The following is a 20,314-nucleotide window of genomic DNA, read 5'->3' as shown; positions in this document are numbered from 1 at the left end:
GGCGTCAATCAAGTGCCGTGGAATTCCGGTTTGCTGCTGCCGGCGGCCGCTTCATCTCAAACATGTTTTCCGTCCTGACCTCGAGGTAATCTCCACCACGGCCGGCGCGCAGAATGGGACGCGCAAGTGCAGTGTTGTAGACGCCGTCCTCGATCAAGGACTTGTCGATGTATACCGCGACGACCTCGCCGAGCACGAACCACCCTTCTACCTTCTCGCCGCGCGCATTCGCCAACTGAGAGACGTCGACGACCTTGCATTCCATTGCCGCCCTGCTCTCGCCTACCCGCGGCACAGCGACGTGTCGCCCGGGTACTGGCGTAAGCCCTGCCGCTTCGAACTCGCTCACGCCGTGATCGAGAGGCGCCGCAGTCGTGTTCATGCGCTCGCCCAGATCCATCGTAACCAGATTCCAGACAAACTCCCGGGTCTCGCTGACGTTTTTGACGGTGTCCTTCCATGAAATAGAGGAGAACCCGATTATTGGAGGGTCGTAGAGAAACGCATTAAAGAAGCTGTACGGAGCAAGATTCAGCTGCCCGGCCGCATTCCGCGATGAAATCCAGCCAATCGGACGCGGCGCGACGATCGCGTTGAACGGATTGTGCCGGAGTCCGTGACCCTTCGAAGGCTCATAGTAGTGGAAGTCGGCCGGATCCATACATTCTCCTTCAAGGCTGCCGACAGTCGAGCCTGATCGATAGTAATCAACGCACGCTCGATCATGTGTGCGCAACTTCGTCAAGACATACGGTAGCAGCACAACCGTGGAAGCCCTTATGCAATCGCCCGGGCGACAGCCGGCCTGTGCTCGGCAGCATCGAGGAACCCGATCAGACGCTCCCGGATGATCTGCTCGGCCTCCATCATGATGCGGTCGATGAGCTCCTTCACCGTCGGGATGTCGTGGATCAGTCCGACCACCATGCCGCAGCTCCAGGCGCCCGCGTCCATATCGCCGTCGACCATCACCTTGGGGTAGACGCCCGCCACCTGCTCATGGATGTCCTCGATCTTGAGGCTGGCGCCCTTCTCGCGCTCAACTTCGAGCAGCTGATCGACACCCTTGTTCTTCAGCACGCGCTCGGTGTTGCGCAGCGCACGCATCACCAGCACCGTGTCGAGCTCGGTGGCTCCGACCAGGGCCCGCTTCACGTTGGCATGGACGGGCGCTTCCTTGGTTGCGACGAAGCGGGTCCCCATGTTCATCCCGGCGGCCCCCATCGACAGCGCGGCAACAAGGCTCCGCGCATCCGCCATGCCCCCCGAGGCCACGAACGGAATTCTCAGCTCATCCGCCGCGCGCGGCAGCAGGATCATGTTCGGGATGTCGTCCTCGCCGGGATGGCCGCCGCATTCGAAACCGTCGACGCTGACGGCATCGCAACCGATCTTCTCGGCTTTCAGCGAATGCCGTACCGAGGTGCATTTGTGGATCACCTTGATGCCAGCCGCCTTCAGTGCGGGCATGTACTGCTCGGGGCTGCGGCCGGCGGTCTCCACCGCCTTGACGCCGCCTTCCTTGATGGCGGCGATGTATTCCGGATAAGGCGGCGCGGTGAAGCTCGGCAGGAAGGTCAGGTTGACGCCGAACGGCTTGTCGGTCATGTCGCGGCAGCGCGCGATTTCCTTCGCCAGCAGCTCCGGCGTCCGCTGGGTCAGGCCCGTAATGATGCCGAGTCCGCCGGCGTTCGACACCGCGGCTGCCAACTCGGCAAAGCCGACGTAATGCATGCCGCCCTGGATGATCGGATGCTTGATGCCGAACAGTTCGGTAATTGCTGTCTTCACGTGCGCTTCTCCGCTTTCCGATTAGTTGACGATTTCGAACAGGCCGGCCGCGCCCATGCCGCCGCCGATGCACATGGTCACAACGCCGTACTTCGCCCTGCGCCGCCGCCCCTCGATCAGGATGTGGCCAGCGAGCCGGCTGCCGGTCATGCCGTAGGGATGACCGATCGCGATCGAGCCGCCATTCACATTGAGCTTGTCCGGATCGATGCCGAGCTTGTCGCGGCAGTAGATCACCTGGACGGCATAGGCCTCATTGAGCTCCCAGAGATCGATGTCATCGATCTTCAGGCCGTGGCGCTTGAGAAGGCGCGGGATCGCCGCTACCGGGCCGATGCCCATTTCGTCCGGCTCGACACCGGCGGCGACGAAGCCGCGGAAGATGCCGAGCGGATTCAGGCCCTTCTTGGCGGCGATCTTGTCGCTCATGATCACGCAGGCCGATGCGCCGTCGGAGAGCTGGCTGGCGTTGCCCGCCGTGATGGTCTTGCCCTCGAACACCGGCTTGATCTTCGCAAGGCCTTCCGCCGTGGTCTCGGGGCGCGGGCCTTCATCCTTCGAGAGCGTCACCTGCTGATAGGTGACCTCCTTGGTGTCCTTGTTGACGACGGCCATCCTGGTCGTGATCGGGACGATCTCATCATTGAAGCGGCCGGCCTGCACCGCGGCACCGATACGGCGCTGACATTCGAGACTGTATTCGTCCTGCCGGTCGCGGCCGATCTTGTAACGCTCGGCGACGACTTCCGCAGTGTCGAGCATCGACATGTACATGTCCGGCTTCATTGCCATCAGCTCGTCGTCGACCGCGTGGAACCTGTTCATGTGCTCGTTCTGCACCAGGCTGATCGATTCGATGCCGCCTCCGATTGCGATCTCGACGCCGTCCAGCATGATCGAGCGTGCCGCGACCGCTATGGCCTGCAGGCCGGAGGCGCACTGCCGATCGATCGTGGTGCCGGCGACGGTAACCGGCAGGCCGGCACGAATCGCCCCCTTGCGTGCGACGTTCATCACCATGGTGCCCTGTTGCATCGCGCAGCCCATCACCACGTCCTCGACCTCGCCGGGTTCGATCCCTGCGCGCCTGACCGCTTCAGCCATGACATGACCGGCCATGCTCGGTCCCTCGGTGTTGTTCAATGCACCCCGATAGGCCTTGCTGACACCGGTGCGGGCGGTGGAAACGATAACTGCCTCTGTCGTCATGCTTGCCTCTTTTGTTACGCAGCCGCGTCGAGCTGCACATAACGCAGCAAGTGGTGAGCGGGATCGCCAAACTGGATGTTGATGGAGGAGATTCGTTTGAAGTAATGGCCGACATTCAATTCGTCGGTCATGCCCATGCCGCCATGGAGCTGCACCGCCTGGTCGGCGATGAACCTGCCGGCATAGCCGATCTTCGACTTGACGCCGGACGCTAGGCGGGAGACGCCGCTCTCGCCGGCGCCCAGGCTGAGACTGAGATGCTGCATCAGGGAGAGCGCCTCCTGATGAGCGATGAACATGTCGACCATCCGGTGTTGCAGCACCTGGAAGCTGCCGATGGTGACGCCGAATTGCTTTCGGGTCTTGGAATATTCCAGAGTTGCGGAGTTCAGTTCGGCCATGGCGCCGACCGCCTCGGCACAGAGCGCGCCAATGGCCCTGTCACGGCAGGCTTCCAACAAGGCGACGCCCTCGCCCTCGCTGCCGAGCAACTCGCCGCGCACATCGCGGAAGGCGATCTCCGCGGCACGGCGGCCATCGATGGTCTTGAAGCTGCGCAGATCGAGATTGGCCGCCCGGGCGTCGACGACGAACAGGCTGACGCCGGCGCGATCGTCGCGCTTGCCAGCAGTCCGGGCGGAGACGATGAGATAATCGGCCCAGGGCGCGGCGATGACAGCGGTCTTCTCACCACTGAGGATGTAATCCTTGCCGTCGCGCCGCGCCGCAGTCGCGACATTGGCAAGATCGAAACGCGCGCCCTTTTCCGTCCAGGCCAGCGCCCAGATCTTCTGTCCGGCGATGATATCGGAAATCAACGCCTGCTTCTGCTCATCTGTCCCTGCATGCTCGATCAAGCCCCCGGCCAGAACGACCGTTTCGACGTACGGCTCCACGACGAGGTGGCGTCCGAACTCCTGGGCAACGATCATGGTGGAGAGCGGGCCGCCGCCGAGCCCGCCGCTCTCCTCCGAGAACGGCGCGGCAAGCAGGCCGAGCTCGGCAAAGCCGTTCCACTGCTTCCGACTCCATCCCTCTTCGCCGGTGACGATCTTGCGGCGCGCCTCGAAGCTGTATTGGTCGCGCAGCATGCGCTGTACGCTGGAGCGCAACAGTTCCTGCTCTTCCGTGAACTGGATATCCATCCGATCCTCTTGTCGCGCCTGTTGCTAGAGACCGAGCACTGCTTTGGCGATGATGTTGCGCTGGATCTCGTTCGATCCGCCGTAGATGCTGAGCTTGCGCGCGTTCAGGTACTTCTCCGTCGCGGTATGACCGTAATCGGGACCCGGCATGAACTGGTTTGCGCTCAGCGGCTGCTCGCGAAGCGCCAGCCCGTAATTTCCGATGGCACGGTGCGTCAGCTCGGTGATCCCCTGAAAGATCTCGGTGCCGCGGATCTTGAACAGCGAGGCCGCAGGACCCGGATCAATGCCGCGCGCCATCTGGGCAACAACGCGCAACTCGGTCGCCTCAAGCGCAAGCACGTCGAGCTCGATCCGACCGATCTCCTTGCGGAATTCGAGATGGGCCGGGTCGTCCGCTGTGATCTCCGCGTTCACGATCTTCTTCAGCCGGTCGAGATAGCGCGTCGACCGCCCGATACCGGCCATGCTGGTGCGCTCATTGCCCAGCAGGAATTTTGCATAGGTCCAGCCCTTGTTCTCCTCGCCGATCAAATTCTCGACGGGGACGCGGACGTCCTCGAGGAAGACGTCGTTGACCTCATGCGATCCGTCGATCGTGATAATCGGACGCACCGTGACGCCGGGCGATTTCATGTCGATCAGGAGGAACGAGATGCTCGCCTGAGGCTTTGCGCTCGCATCTGTGCGCACCAGGCAGAAGATCCAGTCGGCGTGCTGCGCCAACGTCGTCCAGGTCTTGTGGCCGTTGACGATGTAGTGGTCGCCGTCGCGAACGGCCTTGGTGCGAACGGTAGCGAGGTCCGAACCCGAGCCCGGCTCGGAATAGCCCTGGCACCACCAATCCTCACCCGACAGGATCCGCGGCAAGAACTTCTGCTTTTGCGCGTCGTTGCCGAAAGTGTAGATGACCGGCCCCACCATGGTGACGCTGAATGCCAACGGCGGCAGCGTGCCGGCCCGGCTCGTCTCCTGCTCGAAGATGAAACGTCGGGTAATCGACCAGCCGGGGCCGCCATATTCCCTGGGCCAGAGCGGCGCGATCCAGCCCTTTTTGTAGAGAATGCGATGCCAGAGCAACGATTGCTCTTTGGTGAGGTCGGTCTCCGGATTGGGGACCCGCATTTCCTTCGGATAGTTCTCGGCGATGAAAGCGCGCACCTCATCGCGGAAGGCGGCGTCTTCAGGAGACAGTGCGAGTTCCATCGAGGCGTCCTACCACTTCTCACCGAAGGGCCGGATTTCCAGCTCGAAGGTCCATGCGCTCTTCGGCTGCTGATAGAGCTGCCAATAGGACGTCGCGACCGAGGCCGGCGGCATCAGTGCATCGGGATCGTCAAGCGCATTGGGCCCGAGTGCTTCCAGGCGACGCTGCCGAACCCACTCGGTATCCACGCCGGAATCGATGATCAAGTGGGCGACATGGATATTCTTCGGGCCGAGTTCGCGCGCCATCGCCTGCGCCACAGCGCGCAGCCCGAATTTGGCGCTGGCAAAGGCGGCATAGCCGCTGCCACCGCGTAAGGAAGCAGTCGCGCCGGTGAAGAAAATGTTGCCCTGGCCGCGCGGCAGCATCAGCCGGGCCGCTTCGCGCCCGGCGAGAAAGCCCGAGTAGCAGGCCATCTCCCAGACCTTGCGGAACACGCGCTCGGTCGTGTCGAGAATTGGGAAGTTGACGTTGGCGCCGATGTTGAAGATGCAGACATCCAGAGGCGCGTGCTTGTCAGCGTCATTCAGGAAGGAGATGATCTCCTCCTCCTTGCGCGCGTCGAGTGAACGTGCGTGCACCTCGCCGCCGGCGGCCTCGATCTCCTTGACCAGCGGCGCCAGCTTGTCGCCGTTGCGGCGGCCCGCGAAGACGGTAAAGCCCTCGGAGGCAAATTTCTTGGCGATCTCGCCGCCGATGAAATCGCCCGCGCCGATCACGGCGACGGTTGCATTTCTCTTTTTCAAGGAACTTCTCCCGGTTAGGTTAGGCGCGCTGTGCGCAAAGCTGTTCTAGTGGCCCTGGAACGAGGAGCGCAATTTTGCGGCCGATGACGAGGCGCTCGTCCCCTCCCGTCTCGCTAGTACGCTGGTGAGGTTACCATGGGCAAAGGCGCAGTCATCAAGCGGCGTGGTTCGCTCCAAGCGTTTGGAAGCCTGGCGGCCGGCCGATCGATGGATGCGGCTCGCAACCCGACAGCAGTCTCGTCGAGGCCAAGCGCTTGCGACAGTTTCGCCACGACCAACCACCTCCCGCCTGAAGAACATCGACGCTTCCTCATCAATGCGCCTCGCGTCGAAACATGCGTTCTTTTTTAGAACTCGTCAATTGCTATTTTGCTCTCACAACCGGATCAGGAAATGGCAAGTTCACTGCCATAATCGCCAACCTGCGAGATCGCCGTTTACAACGCAGCTTCCTGCCATTACGCATAACGTATCAAATAAGAACTTATGGGAGGGGCGAGCATGGGAGAAAGTCGCGGGGTCGCGATGCTGGTCGGCGCGGGTGATGCCATCGGCGCTGCCGTTGCGCGGCGGTTTGCTAACGGCGGCTACACTGTCTGCATCTGCAGGCGCGATGCAGCCAAGTCCCAGGCGCTGGTGGATGAGCTCAGGGCGAAAGGCTGCGACATCCACGCATTCAGCGTCGATGCCCGCCAGGAAGCGGAGGTGCAGAAGCTGTTCGCGGACGTCGAACGCGACATCGGGCCGATCGAGATCTGTCTGTTCAATGCCGGATCGAACGTCAACAAGCCCCTGCTGGAGACCACCGAGAAGCTCTTCTTCAAAGCCTGGGAGCTGGCGTGCTACGCGGGCTTCCTGGTCGGACGTGAGGCCGCACGCGTCATGCTTCAGCGCGGACGCGGCACCATCTTTTTCACCGGCGCGACCGCAAGCATCCGCGGCAGCAAGGGGTTTGCCGCGTTCGCATCGGCAAAATTCGGTCTTCGCGCGCTGGCCCAAGCCATGGCGCGCGAGCTCGGGCCCAAGAACATTCACGTCGTCCATCTCATCATCGACGCCGGCGTCGATAGCGAAGCCATTCATCAGCGCATGAAGGCAGCCAAGGGGATCGAGGCCAGTGAAATCCCTCCCGACAGCCTGACCAAGACCTCCTCGATTGCGGAAGCGTATTGGTTTGCCCATCAGCAAAGCCGCGACGGCTGGACCCATGAACTCGATCTTCGCCCCTCTGTGGAGAAATGGTGACATGGGCGACAGTCCAGACCTCACTTTGTGGGGCGTCGGGACAAGCCGCACCGTTCGGCCGCACTGGGCGATGCACGAACTGGGCCTGCCCTACGAGATCAAGCCGATCGGCCCACGGACCGGCGAGACCAAGACCGCCGAATACACCAAGCTCAATCCGCGCCAGAAGATTCCGCTGCTGCAGGACGGTGACTTCCGCATCGGCGAGAGCGCCGCGATCGTCGCTTATCTGTCGCGCATGTACTCTACGCCGGAGCGCGCATTGATCCCTGAATCCACCCGCGACTATGCAGCGTGGCTGGAATGGTGCTTCTTCATCGTCACCGAGCTCGACTCGACCAGCCTGTATGTGATGCGCCGTCACAGCGCCGATGCGCTCGGCCCGATCTACGGCGTCGCACCGGAGGTCGTAGCTCAAGCCGCCGAATATTTTCGGGCGCAGCTTCGCCATGTCGAGGTCGCGCTGGCCGACGGCCGACATTTTATCATGGGCGAGCGATTCAGCAGCGCCGATATCCTGCTGACGACGTGCCTGGACTGGGCGGTCGCCTACGGTGTCGGCATCTGCGACAATGCGCTGCCTTATCTCGAGCGTATGCGAAGCCGGGAGGCTTACCAGCACGCGGCTGCGGCGAATGTTCCGGCAGCACCGATTACACCGGTGCCTGCCAAGGCTTGATCGCCGATCGCCGGACGAGGAAAGGGCGTCGGCCTAAACGGCCACGCGCAACGTGCGAGCAGCGACCATATCGTCGATCGCGCCATCATCGTAGCCAAGTTCGCGCAGTACCTCGCGCGAGTGCTCGCCCACGCGCGGGGCTGGGCCGCCGATCGCGGCCTGGTTGACCTCGAAGCGGGCCGCGGGCTTGGGCTGGCGCACACGGCCGACCTTCGGCTGATCGAACTCCGCGATGATCCCGCGCGCCACGACCTGCTCATTGTGGATGATCTCGCCGCGCCGCAGGATCGGCGCGCAAGGCACATCCGCGACGTCCAGACGCTCCAGCCATTCGGCGGTCGTGTGCTGGCCGATATACTCCGCCATCTTGTTGATGCGCGCCGTCGCATTGACCGAACGTGCCGAGGGGGTCGCGAACCGCGGATCTTTGGCAAGCTCGGCATCGCCGGACGCCCGGCAGAAGCCCTGCCATTCGGAATCGGAGATGGTGCCGGCCGTGATGTAGCCGTCGCTGGTCTTGAACACGAGATCCGGCCGGTCGTTGGGATCGGCGGCGGCGGCCTCGGCTCCGACCACGGTGTACTGCATCATGCCTTCCGGCCAGAGATAGGAAATCATCGCGTCCAGCATCGCGACCTGGATATGATCCCCCTGCCCCGTCTTCTCACGCGCGTAAAGCGCGGCCGCCACGGCCTGCGCGGTGAACACGGCGGTGGTCTTGTCGCAAACGATGGTGCGGATCATCTGCGGGCGGTTTGTGACCGGCTGCGACTGGATATCGGCAAAGCCCGACAGGCCCTGAATAATTGGATCGTAGACGCGCTTCTTCACATACGGTCCGGTCTCGCCGACGCCGCTGATCGACACGTAGATCAGGCGCGGATGGCGCCGACGCAACTCTTCGACGCCGAGACCGAGGCGCTCCATGGTGCCGGGGCGGAAGTTCTGCACCAGGACATCGGCCTGCGCGACCAGCTTGGCCAGCACCTCGCGCCCGGCCGTGCTCTTGACATCGATCGAGAGCGAGCGCTTGCCACGGTTCGACGAGATAAACAGCGCCGAGAATTCGCCATCCTTGTCGATAGTGGCACGGCTGCGACGGGTGATATCGCCGCCGATCGGCTCGATCTTGAGCACGTCGGCGCCCTGATCTGCCAGAAACATCGTCGCAAACGGGCCCGACACCACGCCGGTCAGATCGAGGACACGAACGCCGCCAAGCGGACCAGCCATTGCACTCTCCCTGGATTTTTTTATGCCAACGGGCTGAGGTTAACTCTTCCCGCTGCCCCCCTCACCACGATCGCCCGGACAGGCAACTAGCCGGTCTTGGAAACGGGCTGCCGGGTCTGTTTGACGATCGATTCCTCGACGTCCCGGAGCTGGTCCTTGCCGAAAAACATCTCCTTGCCGACGAAGAATGTCGGCGAGCCGAAGACGCCGCGGCTGACGGCGTCATTGGTGAGCTCGATCAGTTTCTTCTTGACGTCATCCTGCTGCGCGCGCGCGACCAGCCTGTCGATGTCGATCCCCGAGGAAGCAAATGCACTCCGGAACACTTCGGGATCGTCCATCTTCTTGGGCTCCTCCCACATGTGATGATAGGCGGCACGGAAATAGGGCTCGAACACGCCTTCGAACTGGGCCGCGACGGCCCCGCGCATCAGCATCAATGTATTGACCGGAAAGAAGGAGTTTTGGCGAAATTTCGTGATGTTGTGGCGCCGGATGAACCGCTGGGTTTCGAGCGCCTGGTATTCCGGCTTGTTCTTGATCCCGCGAAGCGAATCGAACGGCGACATGTTTCCGGTCGCCTTGTAGATCCCGCCGAGCAGGACCGGGACGTACTCGAATTTTACGCCCGTCCGCCGCTCGATCCCTGGGATGGCGACCTCCGCCAGATAGGCATTCGGGCTGCCGAAATCGAACTGGAATTCAACCTTGAGGGTCATGACCGCTTTCTCCCGCAGAGCGTATTGGATGGTCAGGGACCGGCGATCCAATCGCATGGCTTGCCTGTTCTCACTTCTATAGTTCTAAAATCGAACTGTCAAATTTGACGGTATTTGTGCTGGTTTGACCAGTTCATCGGGTATTGTTTGGAATTCAGTACCTATCTAGAATGTTAGGGAAATGCAGCGACCTCGGCGGCGATTCGAGCGGGCCTTGCCGGGATGATTGGAGAGTACGGATGAAGTGGAAAGAACTGGAGGAAGAGCCGTGTTCGATGGCCCGAACCATCGGCGTGATCGGCGACCGCTGGACCCTTCTGATCCTGCGCGAATGCTTTCTGCGCACGCGGCGCTTCGAAGGATTCCAGTCGGCGCTCGGAATTACCCGTCATCTCCTCGCCGAACGGCTGAAGAAGCTGGTTCGGCAGGGCATCCTGCGCCGCATTCCCTACCAGGAGGCGCCCAAGCGTCACGAATATATCCTGACCCAGAAGGGCCTCGATCTTTATCCGATCATGATGGCACTCGTGCATTGGGGCGACACTCACATGGTCGACGAGCGCGGCCGGCCGTTGCTGCACCAGCATCGCAAGTGCGGAAAGGACTTCGATCCGGTCATCGTGTGCTCTGAATGCGGCGAGCCGCTCCTGGCCAAGGAGGTTCATACCCATCCAGGCCCAGGCGCCCAAAGCCTGCGGACGATCGCGGCACCTGACAAGCCGAAGGCAAAGCCGCGCCGCAGCGCCGCTTGAGCCAGCCACTGGCATCACGAACCGAGCGCATCCTCAGACTCGAATCACGGCTGCGTCGGGTTCGTTGCAGTGGAGACGGTCCGCTTGATCAGCCCGGTGTTTGAGCACAGCACGTTGATTGACATAGGCCTTGTCGGTGATTTCTCCCGCGGCCAACGAGGGCGGATCCTTCAGCAGGGTGAATGAGCAGATTTTTTCGCTGCTTCCAACCGCCTCATTGTATTCCCGCAAGCGCTGCCTCAGGAATTCGATCACTCGGGGGTCGCAGGTCAAATCAGCAGCTGGCGCGTTCGAAATCCGCGCCGCCTCGGTCGGGTTCAGCCAGCATAGCAGCGCGCAGGCTTCACGGTTTTCTCCCGCAACGACAATGTCCAGCAGGACGCCGCACGTTGCGGCCAGGATGGCGGCACGCATCGCTCCGATCGCAACCCAGGTGCCGTTCGCGAGCTTGAAGTTCTCGGAAATTCTGCCCGTGAAACGCAGACCAAGCTCCGGCATCTCGGGATCGATAAACGACACGGTGTCGCCGATGCGATAGAACCCCTCCTCGTCGAAGGCCTTCTCGGTGAGATCGTCCCTGCCGAGGTAACCGGGGGTGACGTTGGGCCCCTTCACCCTGGCCTCGAAGGTGTCGGAAACAGGGATCAGTTTCAGCTGCACGCCCGGCGCGGGAAGGCCAATCTCGCCCGGCCGATCCGTTGCCCAATGGGTCGTGCTGATTGTCGGCGCCGTTTCGGTCGTCCCGTAGCCCGACATCACCGGAATCCGCCGGCCCGTGATCGACGAGGTCAACCGATAGAGTTTTTCGAGTGTGCCTTGTGAAATGGCAGCCCCAGCGTAGCTCAGTCGATCCAGCCGCTTGAAGATGCTCGCGCCGAGGCCGACGTCGTTCTCGATGGCATCGCACAACAGATTATAGCCGGCGGGAACGTTGAACATCGCCGTCGGCGAGATCTCCTTGAGGTTCGCCACCGACTTGTGAAAGAGCTGAGGCAGCGGCCGGCCGTCATCGATGTAGAGCGTGCCACCGTTCTTGAGAATGCCGTGAAGAATGACGTTGCTGCCCATCGTATGGTGCCACGGCAGCCATTCGACCTGAACCGGCGCCTCCGGAGGCGACACGAGCAGGCTCCCCATTTGCAGGGAGCTCGCCATCATGCGGTGCGTGTTCAGCACGCCCTTTGGCAGGCCGGTCGAACCGGAGGTGAAGAGAACTTTCGCAACGGCGTCGCTGGAGATTGCACCCGACGCACGCGTGAATCCGTCACGGTCCGTTCGATCCATCAGGACACGGAAGGGCGTCGTCTGCGGCGTGCCATCGACGCTGATCCAGGCCGAGTCTGCCAATTCGGGAATGGAACGGGCTGCAGAAAAATCGCGTCCACTCTGAACGAAAACGAAGTTTGGCCGCAGCACCTGCGCGATGTCCTTGAGGCGCGCAAGGCCGCCGGGCATCAGCGTGTAGTTCGGCGATATTGGCGCCAGAATGACGCCTATCGACATTGCCGCAAAGGAGATCACCGCATTCTCGATGGAGTTGCCCGAAAGCACGGCCAGCCTGTCAGTCGGCTTTGCGCCCATATCAATCAGGCTCTGGCCGACCGCCTGGACCTGCGCCCATGCCTCGCCATAGGTGATCTCGTCCCATCCCCCTTTGGCATTGCGTTGCGCGAGGAATATTCTGTCCGGAACCGCGCTTGCCCAGCGCGGCAGAAAATCGGTGACGCGCCAGTCGCATGGCCCCAATTCGAGCGGCGACCTCAATATGAGCGTGCCGTCGATCCGACGCTCGACAGAGAGCTCCCTTGGCGCAAACGTCAATGGCCTCGTCGACATCGAAAACGATCTCCTGAATTTCCGCGGACGGATAGAACGGCGGGCGGCGCCAGATTCACTCGGATCTGGCATCCAGGACTTCTCCGAAGGCTTGCCACGTCGTGCCGGTCCAGCGCTGCAGCCGCATCTGCGTCCAGATCATGTTCTCCGTCTCGCTGGTGTTGACCTTGATCCCGGGCAGCGCAGTGGGAACGACGACATCTTTAAGGTTCTTCGCCTGTGCCAGAATATTCTTCCGCGACAGATCATCTCCGCATTGCCTCAGAATCTGCTCGAGCAGGACGCCTTGCTGATAGCCCGTCAGATAACTGCCGTTGGTGACATCGACGCCCGGGAGATATTTGTCGAGAAATGCCCGGTAGGCCTGCATGCCCGGGTCATCCTTCCATGTCTCGTCCAGGATATCCTTGTTGATCGTCCCGACCATCACGCCAACCGATTTGTCCAGGCCGGCCGGTGCAAGCGTGCCTCCGACCGATCCGGACGGAAAATTGATGATCACGGTCGCCTTCCAGCCGATCACGGAAGCTTGGCGGATGGCCTGTGCCGCGAACTTGGGTGTCCCGGCAATCACCAGCGCCTCGGCACCCGAGCTCTTCAGATTGGTAATCTGCGAGTCAATCGTCGGTTCGGTGACCTCATAGGAAGCGCTGACGACCTTGCGATCGAAATCCTTTCCGAGGAACGCCTTGAAGGCGCCGAGGTAATCTTTGCCGAGATCGTCGTTCTGATACAGGATGGCATATTTGGCGTTCGGCAACGTCCTCGTCAGGTATTTGGCGTAGATTTTTCCTTCGGTGTCGTAGCTGACGAGACCCGTGGTGATCAGCGGGAAATTGGCGACATCCGTGAATTTGGACGAGCCGCTGACGATGGCGACACTCGGTACCCCCTTGGCCTTCAGGTATTTTGCAGTGGCCGAGATGCCGGGCGTGCCGAGCTGGCCGAACATGAACGATACTTCGTCGCTTTCGACGAGCTTGCGGACGTGCTCCACCGCCTTGGGAGGACTGTATCCGTCGTCATAGGCGATGTAGTTGATCTTGCGTCCGTTGACGCCGCCGCGGTCATTCAGGGCCTGATGGTTGTTGACATGGTCGAAGCTCTTTCGGATTTCTTGCTCGACAATGTAGCTGTACATATAGCTTCTCCAACGGTTAGCGCGGTTAGATTGAGACCAGGCAGTTGCTCCGGCTTCCAGCGGTGGTCCTGACGCGGGCGCCCTCCTGCGGGAGGTGAGCGCCGAGCGAAACGATCGCATCACCAGAGGTCAACCCGGAGATCACGGCCGTTTCGTCTGTCACCCGAACAAGTTTGATCGGCCGAAAGCTTACGGTAAGGTATCCGCGCCCCGATGGATGCCGGTGAAGCCACGCTACGATCCGGTAATCCGCGCCGCGGCCGCGATCCTGACGACCGGTGCTTCCTGTCTCGGGTCGCCCACGGCGGAGGCTGCCGGCGCGCGAAGCGCAACGAATGCGGCCACCGCGCATCAGGACGCTCCCAAGCTCGATCACGGGTCGCGCTCTCATACGATCGCCTCATACCAGATAGATTGCGCTCGAGCTCTATATCGAATAATAGATGTTGAACGCAATCCAAATTTGGAGACCCAGTGATGCGAGTGAGTCGCAATCAAGCTGAGGAAAACCGGCAAAACGTCATCAACGTCGCAAGCCGCCTGTTTCGGTCGCGGGGATTTGACGGCATCGGGCTCAAGGACCTGATGGAAGCTGCCGGGCTGACCCAAGGCGCATTCTACAAGCAGTTTGAGTCGAAGGAGGACCTGGCCACGCAGGCGTCGGCGCGCGCGCTGGAGAGCGCCACACTTCGGTGGTCGACGGCCATCGCCGCGGCCCCTGAGGATCCCCTGCGGGCAGTGATGGGGTTCTATCTCAGCATGGATCATCGCGACGAAAAGATGGACGGCTGCCCGATCGTGGCGCTCGGCTCCGATGTGGCCAGACAGAGCAGCGAGGTGAAAGCGTCGTTTGAAGGCGGGATCAAAGCTCATATCGAAATCCTCAGCCGGCTGATCGCTGAAACGAGCGACGAAGAATCCAGGAGCAAAGCCATGGCCGTTCTTTCGACAATGGTCGGGGCGTTGACACTCTCACGCGTTGTCAACGATCCCGATCTCGCTCAGGCCTTTCTGAAAACGGCGTCGCGACAGATTCGCGACACTGTCGCCGCTTGAGGACCGGTGCTCGATAACTCACAGGGACAACGCAAATGCGCAAAGCAGGGATACACAATTTTCCGGCAATAGATCGTGTCGTATACGGCAAAGCTGCGTCTGACGCCTTGAACGATGAAGCGGTGCGGCTGGATGCCAAGCGCATCTTCCTGATCGTCAGCCGCACCTTGAACACCAGGACCGACGAGATCGAGAAGATCCGGCGCGCGCTCGGCGAAAGACATGTCGCGACCTTCGATGGAATCGCAGAGCACACCACGCGCAAGCAAGCTGCCGAGGTTGCCCGTCAAGCCAAGGATGCCGGAGCCGACCTGGTCGTCGCCGTCGGCGGAGGCTCGGCGATCGACCTCGCCAAGATCGTCATCATGGCGATGGAACATGACATCGCCGACGAAGCGGGTTTCGATCCCTTCCCGATGGGGCCTGGGGTCACCGTCTCACCGTTCCGATCGCCAAAAATTCGACAGATCGCGGTGCCGTCGACGCTGAATGGCGGCGAATACAATGCAGCAGCGCTTGTCACGGATGAACGCAACAGGCTGAAGCAGATTTTCTTTCATCCCCGGATGATGCCGGTGGCGATCATTCTCGACCCTGCGCTCACCGTTCATACGCCTTCCAAGCTGTGGATGGGATCGGGAACGCGCTCGATGGATCACGGCATTGAAGCCTTGTGCTCCCCTGCCGGCACCCCGCTCGCCGACGAGGTCGTCCTGGCGGGCATCCGCACCCTGCGCGACGGAATGCTCCGGACCTTGCAGCAACCTGATGATCTGGAGGCGCGCCGACTGTCCCAATACGGCGCGTGGCTCGCCGCTTTCGGCCTCCAGGCGCGGGTACCGATGGGAGCCAGTCACGGCATTGGCCATGTGCTCGGCGGAACGTTCGGCGTTCCGCACTACTATTGCACACCGGTCATCATGCCGAGCCTGCTTCGTTACAACAAGCCGTTCACTGAGGATGCGCAGCAACGCCTGGCGACGGCCCTTGGCGAGCCCGGTATGGAAGCCGCCGCCGCCTTCGCGCAATTCACCAAGAAACTTGGATTGCCCGGCCGTCTTGCCGACGTCGGGATTGGCGAAGACAAGTTTGACCAGATTAGCAAGATTGCAATCAATCATCGCTTCGTCCTGGCCAATCCGCGGCCATTCAAAAGCGAAGCCGACATCCTCGATCTGCTGCGAATGGCCGCTTAGCTATCAATCAGCAAAGTATCTCCACACCGATAGTTACGCGAAGCCGCAACGTGCGATTGGCTCATCAGAACAAAAACACCTGTTGAACTCGTGGAGGCCGCTGGAGCGCGCCACAACACGCTGCTTGCGTAAGCCTGTGGGATTCACACCCTGATAGGGGGTAAGTGGGTGCCGCAACTCAGGTCGACGCGCCAAACCAAGCCAAATTGCGCGGCAGCCGCCGGCCACACTACCCCCACTCGATTGTTGAGCAGAAAGTTTCGTCCTTGTTCTACAAGCACAAATCTCCACATCTGACGGACATATCCCGATGGTATATCCGCTGCAATTTTCGATCTCGAATTCACAGGATAATTTGCGCTGTTCGAAGTATCGGCGATATGGCTACCTGTCGGAGACGATCGACGAATAGTCTACAGAAGTGGCGGAAATCGCCACTTCTTGAACTGCCACAGTATCAATTCAAAATACCGTCAGTGATGCGGAAAGCGACGGTTCGGCCCCTGAGCCGGGCCGACATAGGTTCAATCGATCAGAGCACGCCGGGTGTGCCAGTCCGTCACCGATTGGAAGGCATGCCCGGAGCGGGCGAGCACATCCTCGGACAGATGAGGGCCGACCAGTTGCATGCTCAGCGGTAGGCCGTCCGACGCTATGCCGTTCGGCAGCGTGATCGTCGGGCTGCCGGAGAAGTCGAACACCGCGGTGAAGCGCAGGATGCTGAGCAGCACACCCGGATCTGCGCCGTATTCCCCCATCTTGGTTAGCGTCGGGATCGGCACGGGCATGGTGGGAATGAGCAGCAGGTCGACGTCACGGAACAACGCGGAGAGGCTGCCGCAGAACTTCAGGCGCTCGTGATGGATCTGCGCGATCTCGACGCCGCTCATTGACCTCCCCTGCTCGATCAGCTGCGCCAGATCGGGGCCGTATTCCGACTTCCGCGACGGATAGGTCTCGAGATGCGCCTCCGCGGTCTCAATCGAGCACATCGGAATCCACATGCTCACGAGCTTCTCATAGGCCGGAAACTTGACCTCGCGGATGTCGGCCCCCAGCGCCGCAAGCGTCCGCTCGGCGTCCAGCAGCGCGGCGACCACCTGCGGATCGATCCCATTCTGGGTGTAGCTGCGGTCCATGCCGATCCGTAAGCCTCGAATGCCGTCTCCGATCGCGGCTAGATAGTTCGACACCGGCGCCTGCAGCGCCGTCGGGTCGTTGACATCCGCTCCCGCGATCACGCCAAGCATGGCGGCCGCATCGGCTGCGCTTCGACACATCGGCCCGACGTGGTCGAGCGAGTCCGCCAGGGGAAAGATGCCGTGACGGCTGACGCGTCCCCAGGTCGGCTTGATGCCGGTCAGCCCGCAGGTCGCGGACGGAAACCGGATCGAGCCGCCGGTGTCGCTACCGATCGAGCCGAAGCAGAGCCCCGCCGAGGTCGCCACGCCCGATCCGCTCGAGGAGGAGCCGACCCAGTAGTCGACGTTCCAGGGATTGAGCGGCGCCTGATCGTCCGGATGGTGACTGGTGTAGGCACCCTCGGTCATCTTCAGCTTGCCGAGCGTAACGGCGCCGGCATGCTCGAGCCGGTCCACGATCGTCGCATTGAAGGACGGGACGAACTTGGCGTGGATCGTGGTGCCGCCCGCCGTCGGCGCAAAGGTGGTGTAGCAGAGATCCTTCAGCCCGATCGGCACGCCGTGTAGCGGCCCGCGCCAGATCCCTTTCGCGAGCTCCGCGTCACAAACTTTCGCCCGAGCCATGGCGCGCTCGGCGAGGACGAGTGCGTAGCCGTGAAACCTGCCGTCGAGCTTCTCGATCCGGCTCAGCATGGCCTCCGTCACCTTCGACGGCAGGAGCTCACCCCGGCGGAACAGTTCGGAGAGTTCGGTGATCTGCTTGTAGTGGATTGGATCGGTGGACATTGGAGGCTCTTCTTCTTGGTGTTATTCTCAACTGAACGACAAACTCGGTGCACCTCGCCCGCTCGCGGGAGAGGTCGCGCCGCTGCACGGATAAGGGCTTTCTCCTCTTGGGGATTCCCGACGCGGAGACACCCTCTCGCCGATCCTCCCCCGCAGGCGGGGGGAGAAAGCGCGATGCGCTCGCGGCCCTAGAACTGCACGCCGCGCGTGAGCGCGCCATCGACCACGAGGTTGGTCCCCGTAATGAAGCTTGCAGCCTTGCTGGCGAGGAACACCGCACCGTTCGCCATTTCCTGCGGCGTGCCCATGCGGCCGGTCGGGTTCAGCGCAAGTGCAGCCTTGTACAGCTCGGGATTGCCATCCTTGATCTGGTTCCAGACGCCTCCCTCGAAATAAGTGTTGCCCGGCGAGACCGAGTTGGCGCGGATGCCCTTGCCAGCAAGCTGGAATGCGAGCCCTTGCGTGTAGTGGATGATCGCGGCTTTGAACGTGCCATAGGGCCCGCTGGCGAAATCGACCTCGCGGCCCGACACGCTGGAGATGGTGACGATCGCGGCGGCCTTGCTCTTCTCCAGATACGGCATCGCCGCATTGACCAGCCGCACAGTGCCCATCATGTCGGTGGAGAACTCCTTCTCCCAGCTCTCCTCGTCCTGCCCGATCGACAACGCGCTGACATTGGCGACGACGACGTCGATGCCGCCGAGCCTGGAGGCCATATCCTCTACCCAGGCCTTGAGCGCCGGGCCGTTGGAAACGTCGACCGAGCTGCCGAACGCGGCGACGCCCTTCGCCTTGATCGCGGTGACCGCGTTGTCGACGTCGGCCTGGTTGCGCGAGCAGATGCCGACATTGGCGCCTTCGGCCGCAAACGTGTCGGCGATCGCCCTGCCGATGCCCTTGGTGCTGCCCGTGACGAGAACCCTTGCTCCCTTGAGTCCCAGATCCATGTTCATTTCCTCCCTATCGACGACTTCAAGACACGCATGCTGCCATTCAGAGCAGAAGCTGTTCGCGGACGTTCTCCTCGTTGACCTCGGCGCCTGCCAGCGACTGCGTAATCTTGCCCTTCTCCATGATGTAGCAGCGCTCGGCGACCGCCAGGATCGTGTCGAGGTTCTGCTCGACGAAGATGATGGTGGTTCCGAGCTCGTTGCGGAACGACCGCAGCGCCTCGCAGATGTGCTGGACGATCGACGGCTGGATGCCCTCGGACGGCTCGTCCAGGATCATGAGCGACGGATTGCCGATCAGCGCCCGGCCGATGGCGAGCTGCTGCTGCTCGCCGCCCGACATGGTGCCCGCGGCCTGCCGGCGACGCTCCTTCAGCCGCGGAAAATATTCATAGACGAGCTCCGGCAGCTTCTTGCCGCCGGGGCCGCCGATCAGCTCTCCGACCTGAAGATTCTCCTCGACGGTCATCTGTGGAAACACGTCGCGCCCTTGCGGGATGTAGCCGAAGCCGGCCCGCGCCCGTGCATCGGCTTCCAGCGCCGTGACGTCCTGCTCCATGAACTGTATCGTGCCGCGCCACGTCTGCAGCAGGCCGATCAGGCATCGCATCAAGGTCGATTTGCCGACCCCGTTGCGGCCGATCACGCCGACAATCTCGCCGCGCGCGACCGACATGGTGACTCCCTGCAGGATCGGCGTCGCACCATATCCGGCCCATAATTCCGATACGTGCAAAATCCGGTCGGTGGGTTTGGGCTTAGTGAGCATGGGTCTTGCCGAGATAGATTTCCGCGACCTTCTCGTCCTGCAAGATGCTCTCGAGATCACCGCGCGCAAAGATCTTGCCGAGATGCAGCACCGTGACGCGCTGGGCCACCTGGCGTACGAAGGCCATGTCGTGCTCGACGACCAGCACCGTCATTCCCTCGGCATTGAACGATTTGATCAGCTCCCCGGTCTTGTAGGTTTCTTCCGGCGACATGCCGGCCGTCGGCTCATCCAGCAGCAGGAGGTGCGGCTTGAGCGCCAGCGCCATCCCGATCTCGAGCCATTGCTGCTGGCCATGCGACAGCGCGCCCGCGAGCTTGTCGCTGTCCGGTGCGAGGTTGAGCAGCGTCAGCAGGCGATTTTCCTCCGCGATGCGTTCCGCGCCGGACAATCGCTCCTGGAGCGCAGTCTGGATGTTCTGTCGGACCGGCAATTCCTTGAACACGCTCGGGGCTTGCATCTTGATGCTCATGCCCCGCTGCACGCGCGCATAGGGACGCTCCTTGGTGATGTCGACACTGTCGAACAGGATGCTGCCCTCGGTCGGGGGGTAGAGACCCACGATCAGCTTGAACAGCGTGCTCTTGCCGGCGCCATTGGGACCGATCAGGCAGTGGACCTCGCCGGCGTTGACCGTGAGGTCGACGCCGGAGACCGCGGTCAATCCGCCGAACCGCTTGGATACGCCTTTGACCTCGACCAGCGCCAT

General features: G+C 61.9%; 19 protein-coding genes and 1 pseudogene. 5 read left to right on the top strand and 15 right to left on the bottom strand.

Translation table 11 applies throughout. The features are described from left to right. Nucleotides 1–4 precede the first annotated feature (4 nt). From AC0L3P_RS01100 to AC0L3P_RS01075, 6 genes are all read right to left on the bottom strand, one after another. Entirely contained in the window at nt 5–661 is a 657-nt protein-coding gene (locus tag AC0L3P_RS01100) for a flavin reductase family protein (protein ID WP_473300816.1), read from the bottom strand. A gap of 116 nt (nt 662–777) precedes the next feature. Further along, nucleotides 778–1,791 carry an NAD(P)H-dependent flavin oxidoreductase gene (locus AC0L3P_RS01095; protein ID WP_275168242.1) on the bottom strand — a complete coding sequence of 338 codons (1,014 nt, stop codon included), beginning with the start codon at nt 1,789–1,791 and terminating at the stop codon, nt 778–780. A gap of 21 nt (nt 1,792–1,812) precedes the next feature. Beyond that, nucleotides 1,813–3,000, bottom strand: a complete 1,188-nt coding sequence (locus tag AC0L3P_RS01090; RefSeq protein WP_275168243.1) for an acetyl-CoA C-acyltransferase — start codon at nt 2,998–3,000, stop codon at nt 1,813–1,815. A gap of 14 nt (nt 3,001–3,014) precedes the next feature. After that, nucleotides 3,015–4,145 carry an acyl-CoA dehydrogenase family protein gene (locus AC0L3P_RS01085; RefSeq protein WP_275168244.1) on the bottom strand — a complete coding sequence of 377 codons (1,131 nt, stop codon included), beginning with the start codon at nt 4,143–4,145 and terminating at the stop codon, nt 3,015–3,017. Between the two features lie 24 nt (nt 4,146–4,169). Next, nucleotides 4,170–5,351, bottom strand: a complete 1,182-nt coding sequence (locus AC0L3P_RS01080; protein WP_275168245.1) for an acyl-CoA dehydrogenase family protein — start codon at nt 5,349–5,351, stop codon at nt 4,170–4,172. A gap of 9 nt (nt 5,352–5,360) precedes the next feature. Then, nucleotides 5,361–6,098 carry an SDR family oxidoreductase gene (locus tag AC0L3P_RS01075; protein ID WP_473300815.1) on the bottom strand — a complete coding sequence of 246 codons (738 nt, stop codon included), beginning with the start codon at nt 6,096–6,098 and terminating at the stop codon, nt 5,361–5,363. A gap of 501 nt (nt 6,099–6,599) precedes the next feature. Between AC0L3P_RS01075 and AC0L3P_RS01070 the strand changes: the two genes are divergently transcribed. After that, on the top strand, nt 6,600–7,343 hold the full coding sequence (locus tag AC0L3P_RS01070; protein ID WP_275168247.1) for an SDR family NAD(P)-dependent oxidoreductase: 744 nt from the start codon (nt 6,600–6,602) through the stop codon (nt 7,341–7,343). Between the two features lies 1 nt (nt 7,344). Continuing rightward, nucleotides 7,345–8,022 (top strand): glutathione S-transferase family protein, encoded by a 678-nt coding sequence (locus AC0L3P_RS01065; protein WP_275168248.1) that lies wholly within the window; start codon nt 7,345–7,347, stop codon nt 8,020–8,022. 33 nt (nt 8,023–8,055) lie between these two features. Here AC0L3P_RS01065 and AC0L3P_RS01060 read toward each other — a convergent pair whose 3' ends face one another. Both AC0L3P_RS01060 and AC0L3P_RS01055 read right to left on the bottom strand, forming a co-directional pair. Then, the gene (locus AC0L3P_RS01060; RefSeq protein WP_275168249.1) at nt 8,056–9,255 is read right to left on the bottom strand and encodes a CaiB/BaiF CoA transferase family protein; all 1,200 of its coding nucleotides are present in this window, start codon (nt 9,253–9,255) and stop codon (nt 8,056–8,058) included. Between the two features lie 86 nt (nt 9,256–9,341). Beyond that, nucleotides 9,342–9,974, bottom strand: coding sequence for a 2-hydroxychromene-2-carboxylate isomerase (locus tag AC0L3P_RS01055; protein ID WP_275168250.1), 633 nt, complete (start codon nt 9,972–9,974; stop codon nt 9,342–9,344). 239 nt (nt 9,975–10,213) lie between these two features. On the opposite strand from AC0L3P_RS01055, the gene AC0L3P_RS01050 reads away from it, so the two are divergent. Further along, nucleotides 10,214–10,726: a winged helix-turn-helix transcriptional regulator gene (locus tag AC0L3P_RS01050; protein WP_275168251.1), complete on the top strand. Its 513-nt coding sequence runs from the start codon at nt 10,214–10,216 to the stop codon at nt 10,724–10,726. Nucleotides 10,727–10,759: 33 nt separating this feature from the next. On the opposite strand, the gene AC0L3P_RS01045 is transcribed toward AC0L3P_RS01050, so the two are convergent. The 3 genes and pseudogenes from AC0L3P_RS01045 to AC0L3P_RS01035 all read right to left on the bottom strand — a co-directional run. Beyond that, nucleotides 10,760–12,562: an AMP-binding protein gene (locus tag AC0L3P_RS01045; RefSeq protein ID WP_275168252.1), complete on the bottom strand. Its 1,803-nt coding sequence runs from the start codon at nt 12,560–12,562 to the stop codon at nt 10,760–10,762. Between the two features lie 55 nt (nt 12,563–12,617). Then, entirely contained in the window at nt 12,618–13,703 is a 1,086-nt protein-coding gene (locus AC0L3P_RS01040) for an ABC transporter substrate-binding protein (RefSeq protein WP_473300814.1), read from the bottom strand. Between the two features lie 25 nt (nt 13,704–13,728). Beyond that, nucleotides 13,729–13,899 (bottom strand): annotated as a pseudogene (locus AC0L3P_RS01035) (efflux RND transporter periplasmic adaptor subunit); the annotation flags it as partial. Nucleotides 13,900–14,180: 281 nt separating this feature from the next. Here AC0L3P_RS01035 and AC0L3P_RS01030 point away from each other — a divergent pair. Together AC0L3P_RS01030 and AC0L3P_RS01025 are read left to right on the top strand one after the other, a co-directional pair. Next, nucleotides 14,181–14,759, top strand: coding sequence for a TetR/AcrR family transcriptional regulator (locus tag AC0L3P_RS01030; protein ID WP_275168255.1), 579 nt, complete (start codon nt 14,181–14,183; stop codon nt 14,757–14,759). A gap of 35 nt (nt 14,760–14,794) precedes the next feature. Next, nucleotides 14,795–15,955: an iron-containing alcohol dehydrogenase gene (locus AC0L3P_RS01025; RefSeq protein ID WP_275168256.1), complete on the top strand. Its 1,161-nt coding sequence runs from the start codon at nt 14,795–14,797 to the stop codon at nt 15,953–15,955. A gap of 524 nt (nt 15,956–16,479) precedes the next feature. Here AC0L3P_RS01025 and AC0L3P_RS01020 read toward each other — a convergent pair. The 4 genes from AC0L3P_RS01020 to AC0L3P_RS01005 form a co-directional block, all read right to left on the bottom strand. Further along, nucleotides 16,480–17,883 (bottom strand): amidase, encoded by a 1,404-nt coding sequence (locus AC0L3P_RS01020; protein WP_275168257.1) that lies wholly within the window; start codon nt 17,881–17,883, stop codon nt 16,480–16,482. Nucleotides 17,884–18,071: 188 nt separating this feature from the next. After that, nucleotides 18,072–18,833: an SDR family NAD(P)-dependent oxidoreductase gene (locus AC0L3P_RS01015; protein WP_275168258.1), complete on the bottom strand. Its 762-nt coding sequence runs from the start codon at nt 18,831–18,833 to the stop codon at nt 18,072–18,074. Nucleotides 18,834–18,879: 46 nt separating this feature from the next. Continuing rightward, entirely contained in the window at nt 18,880–19,605 is a 726-nt protein-coding gene (locus AC0L3P_RS01010) for an ABC transporter ATP-binding protein (protein ID WP_275168259.1), read from the bottom strand. Next, entirely contained in the window at nt 19,595–20,314 is a 720-nt protein-coding gene (locus AC0L3P_RS01005; RefSeq protein WP_275168260.1) for an ABC transporter ATP-binding protein, read from the bottom strand. Before AC0L3P_RS01005 ends, AC0L3P_RS01010 begins: the two co-directional genes overlap by 11 nt.

Source organism: Bradyrhizobium sp. WSM4874 (assembly GCF_055811835.1).
This window is presented reverse-complemented; position numbering and strand designations above follow the sequence as displayed.

Coding starts and splice junctions, on each gene's coding strand:
- AC0L3P_RS01040 (WP_473300814.1), bottom strand. CDS start 13,703: ATGTACAGCTACATTGTCGAGCAAGAAATCCGAAAGAGCTTCGACCAT.
- AC0L3P_RS01060 (WP_275168249.1), bottom strand. CDS start 9,255: ATGGCTGGTCCGCTTGGCGGCGTTCGTGTCCTCGATCTGACCGGCGTG.
- AC0L3P_RS01015 (WP_275168258.1), bottom strand. CDS start 18,833: ATGGATCTGGGACTCAAGGGAGCAAGGGTTCTCGTCACGGGCAGCACC.
- AC0L3P_RS01010 (WP_275168259.1), bottom strand. CDS start 19,605: ATGCTCACTAAGCCCAAACCCACCGACCGGATTTTGCACGTATCGGAA.
- AC0L3P_RS01005 (WP_275168260.1), bottom strand. CDS start 20,314: ATGGCGCTGGTCGAGGTCAAAGGCGTATCCAAGCGGTTCGGCGGATTG.
- AC0L3P_RS01090 (WP_275168243.1), bottom strand. CDS start 3,000: ATGACGACAGAGGCAGTTATCGTTTCCACCGCCCGCACCGGTGTCAGC.
- AC0L3P_RS01085 (WP_275168244.1), bottom strand. CDS start 4,145: ATGGATATCCAGTTCACGGAAGAGCAGGAACTGTTGCGCTCCAGCGTA.
- AC0L3P_RS01080 (WP_275168245.1), bottom strand. CDS start 5,351: ATGGAACTCGCACTGTCTCCTGAAGACGCCGCCTTCCGCGATGAGGTG.
- AC0L3P_RS01030 (WP_275168255.1), top strand. CDS start 14,181: ATGCGAGTGAGTCGCAATCAAGCTGAGGAAAACCGGCAAAACGTCATC.
- AC0L3P_RS01025 (WP_275168256.1), top strand. CDS start 14,795: ATGCGCAAAGCAGGGATACACAATTTTCCGGCAATAGATCGTGTCGTA.
- AC0L3P_RS01045 (WP_275168252.1), bottom strand. CDS start 12,562: ATGTCGACGAGGCCATTGACGTTTGCGCCAAGGGAGCTCTCTGTCGAG.
- AC0L3P_RS01070 (WP_275168247.1), top strand. CDS start 6,600: ATGGGAGAAAGTCGCGGGGTCGCGATGCTGGTCGGCGCGGGTGATGCC.
- AC0L3P_RS01020 (WP_275168257.1), bottom strand. CDS start 17,883: ATGTCCACCGATCCAATCCACTACAAGCAGATCACCGAACTCTCCGAA.
- AC0L3P_RS01055 (WP_275168250.1), bottom strand. CDS start 9,974: ATGACCCTCAAGGTTGAATTCCAGTTCGATTTCGGCAGCCCGAATGCC.
- AC0L3P_RS01065 (WP_275168248.1), top strand. CDS start 7,345: ATGGGCGACAGTCCAGACCTCACTTTGTGGGGCGTCGGGACAAGCCGC.
- AC0L3P_RS01100 (WP_473300816.1), bottom strand. CDS start 661: ATGGATCCGGCCGACTTCCACTACTATGAGCCTTCGAAGGGTCACGGA.
- AC0L3P_RS01050 (WP_275168251.1), top strand. CDS start 10,214: ATGAAGTGGAAAGAACTGGAGGAAGAGCCGTGTTCGATGGCCCGAACC.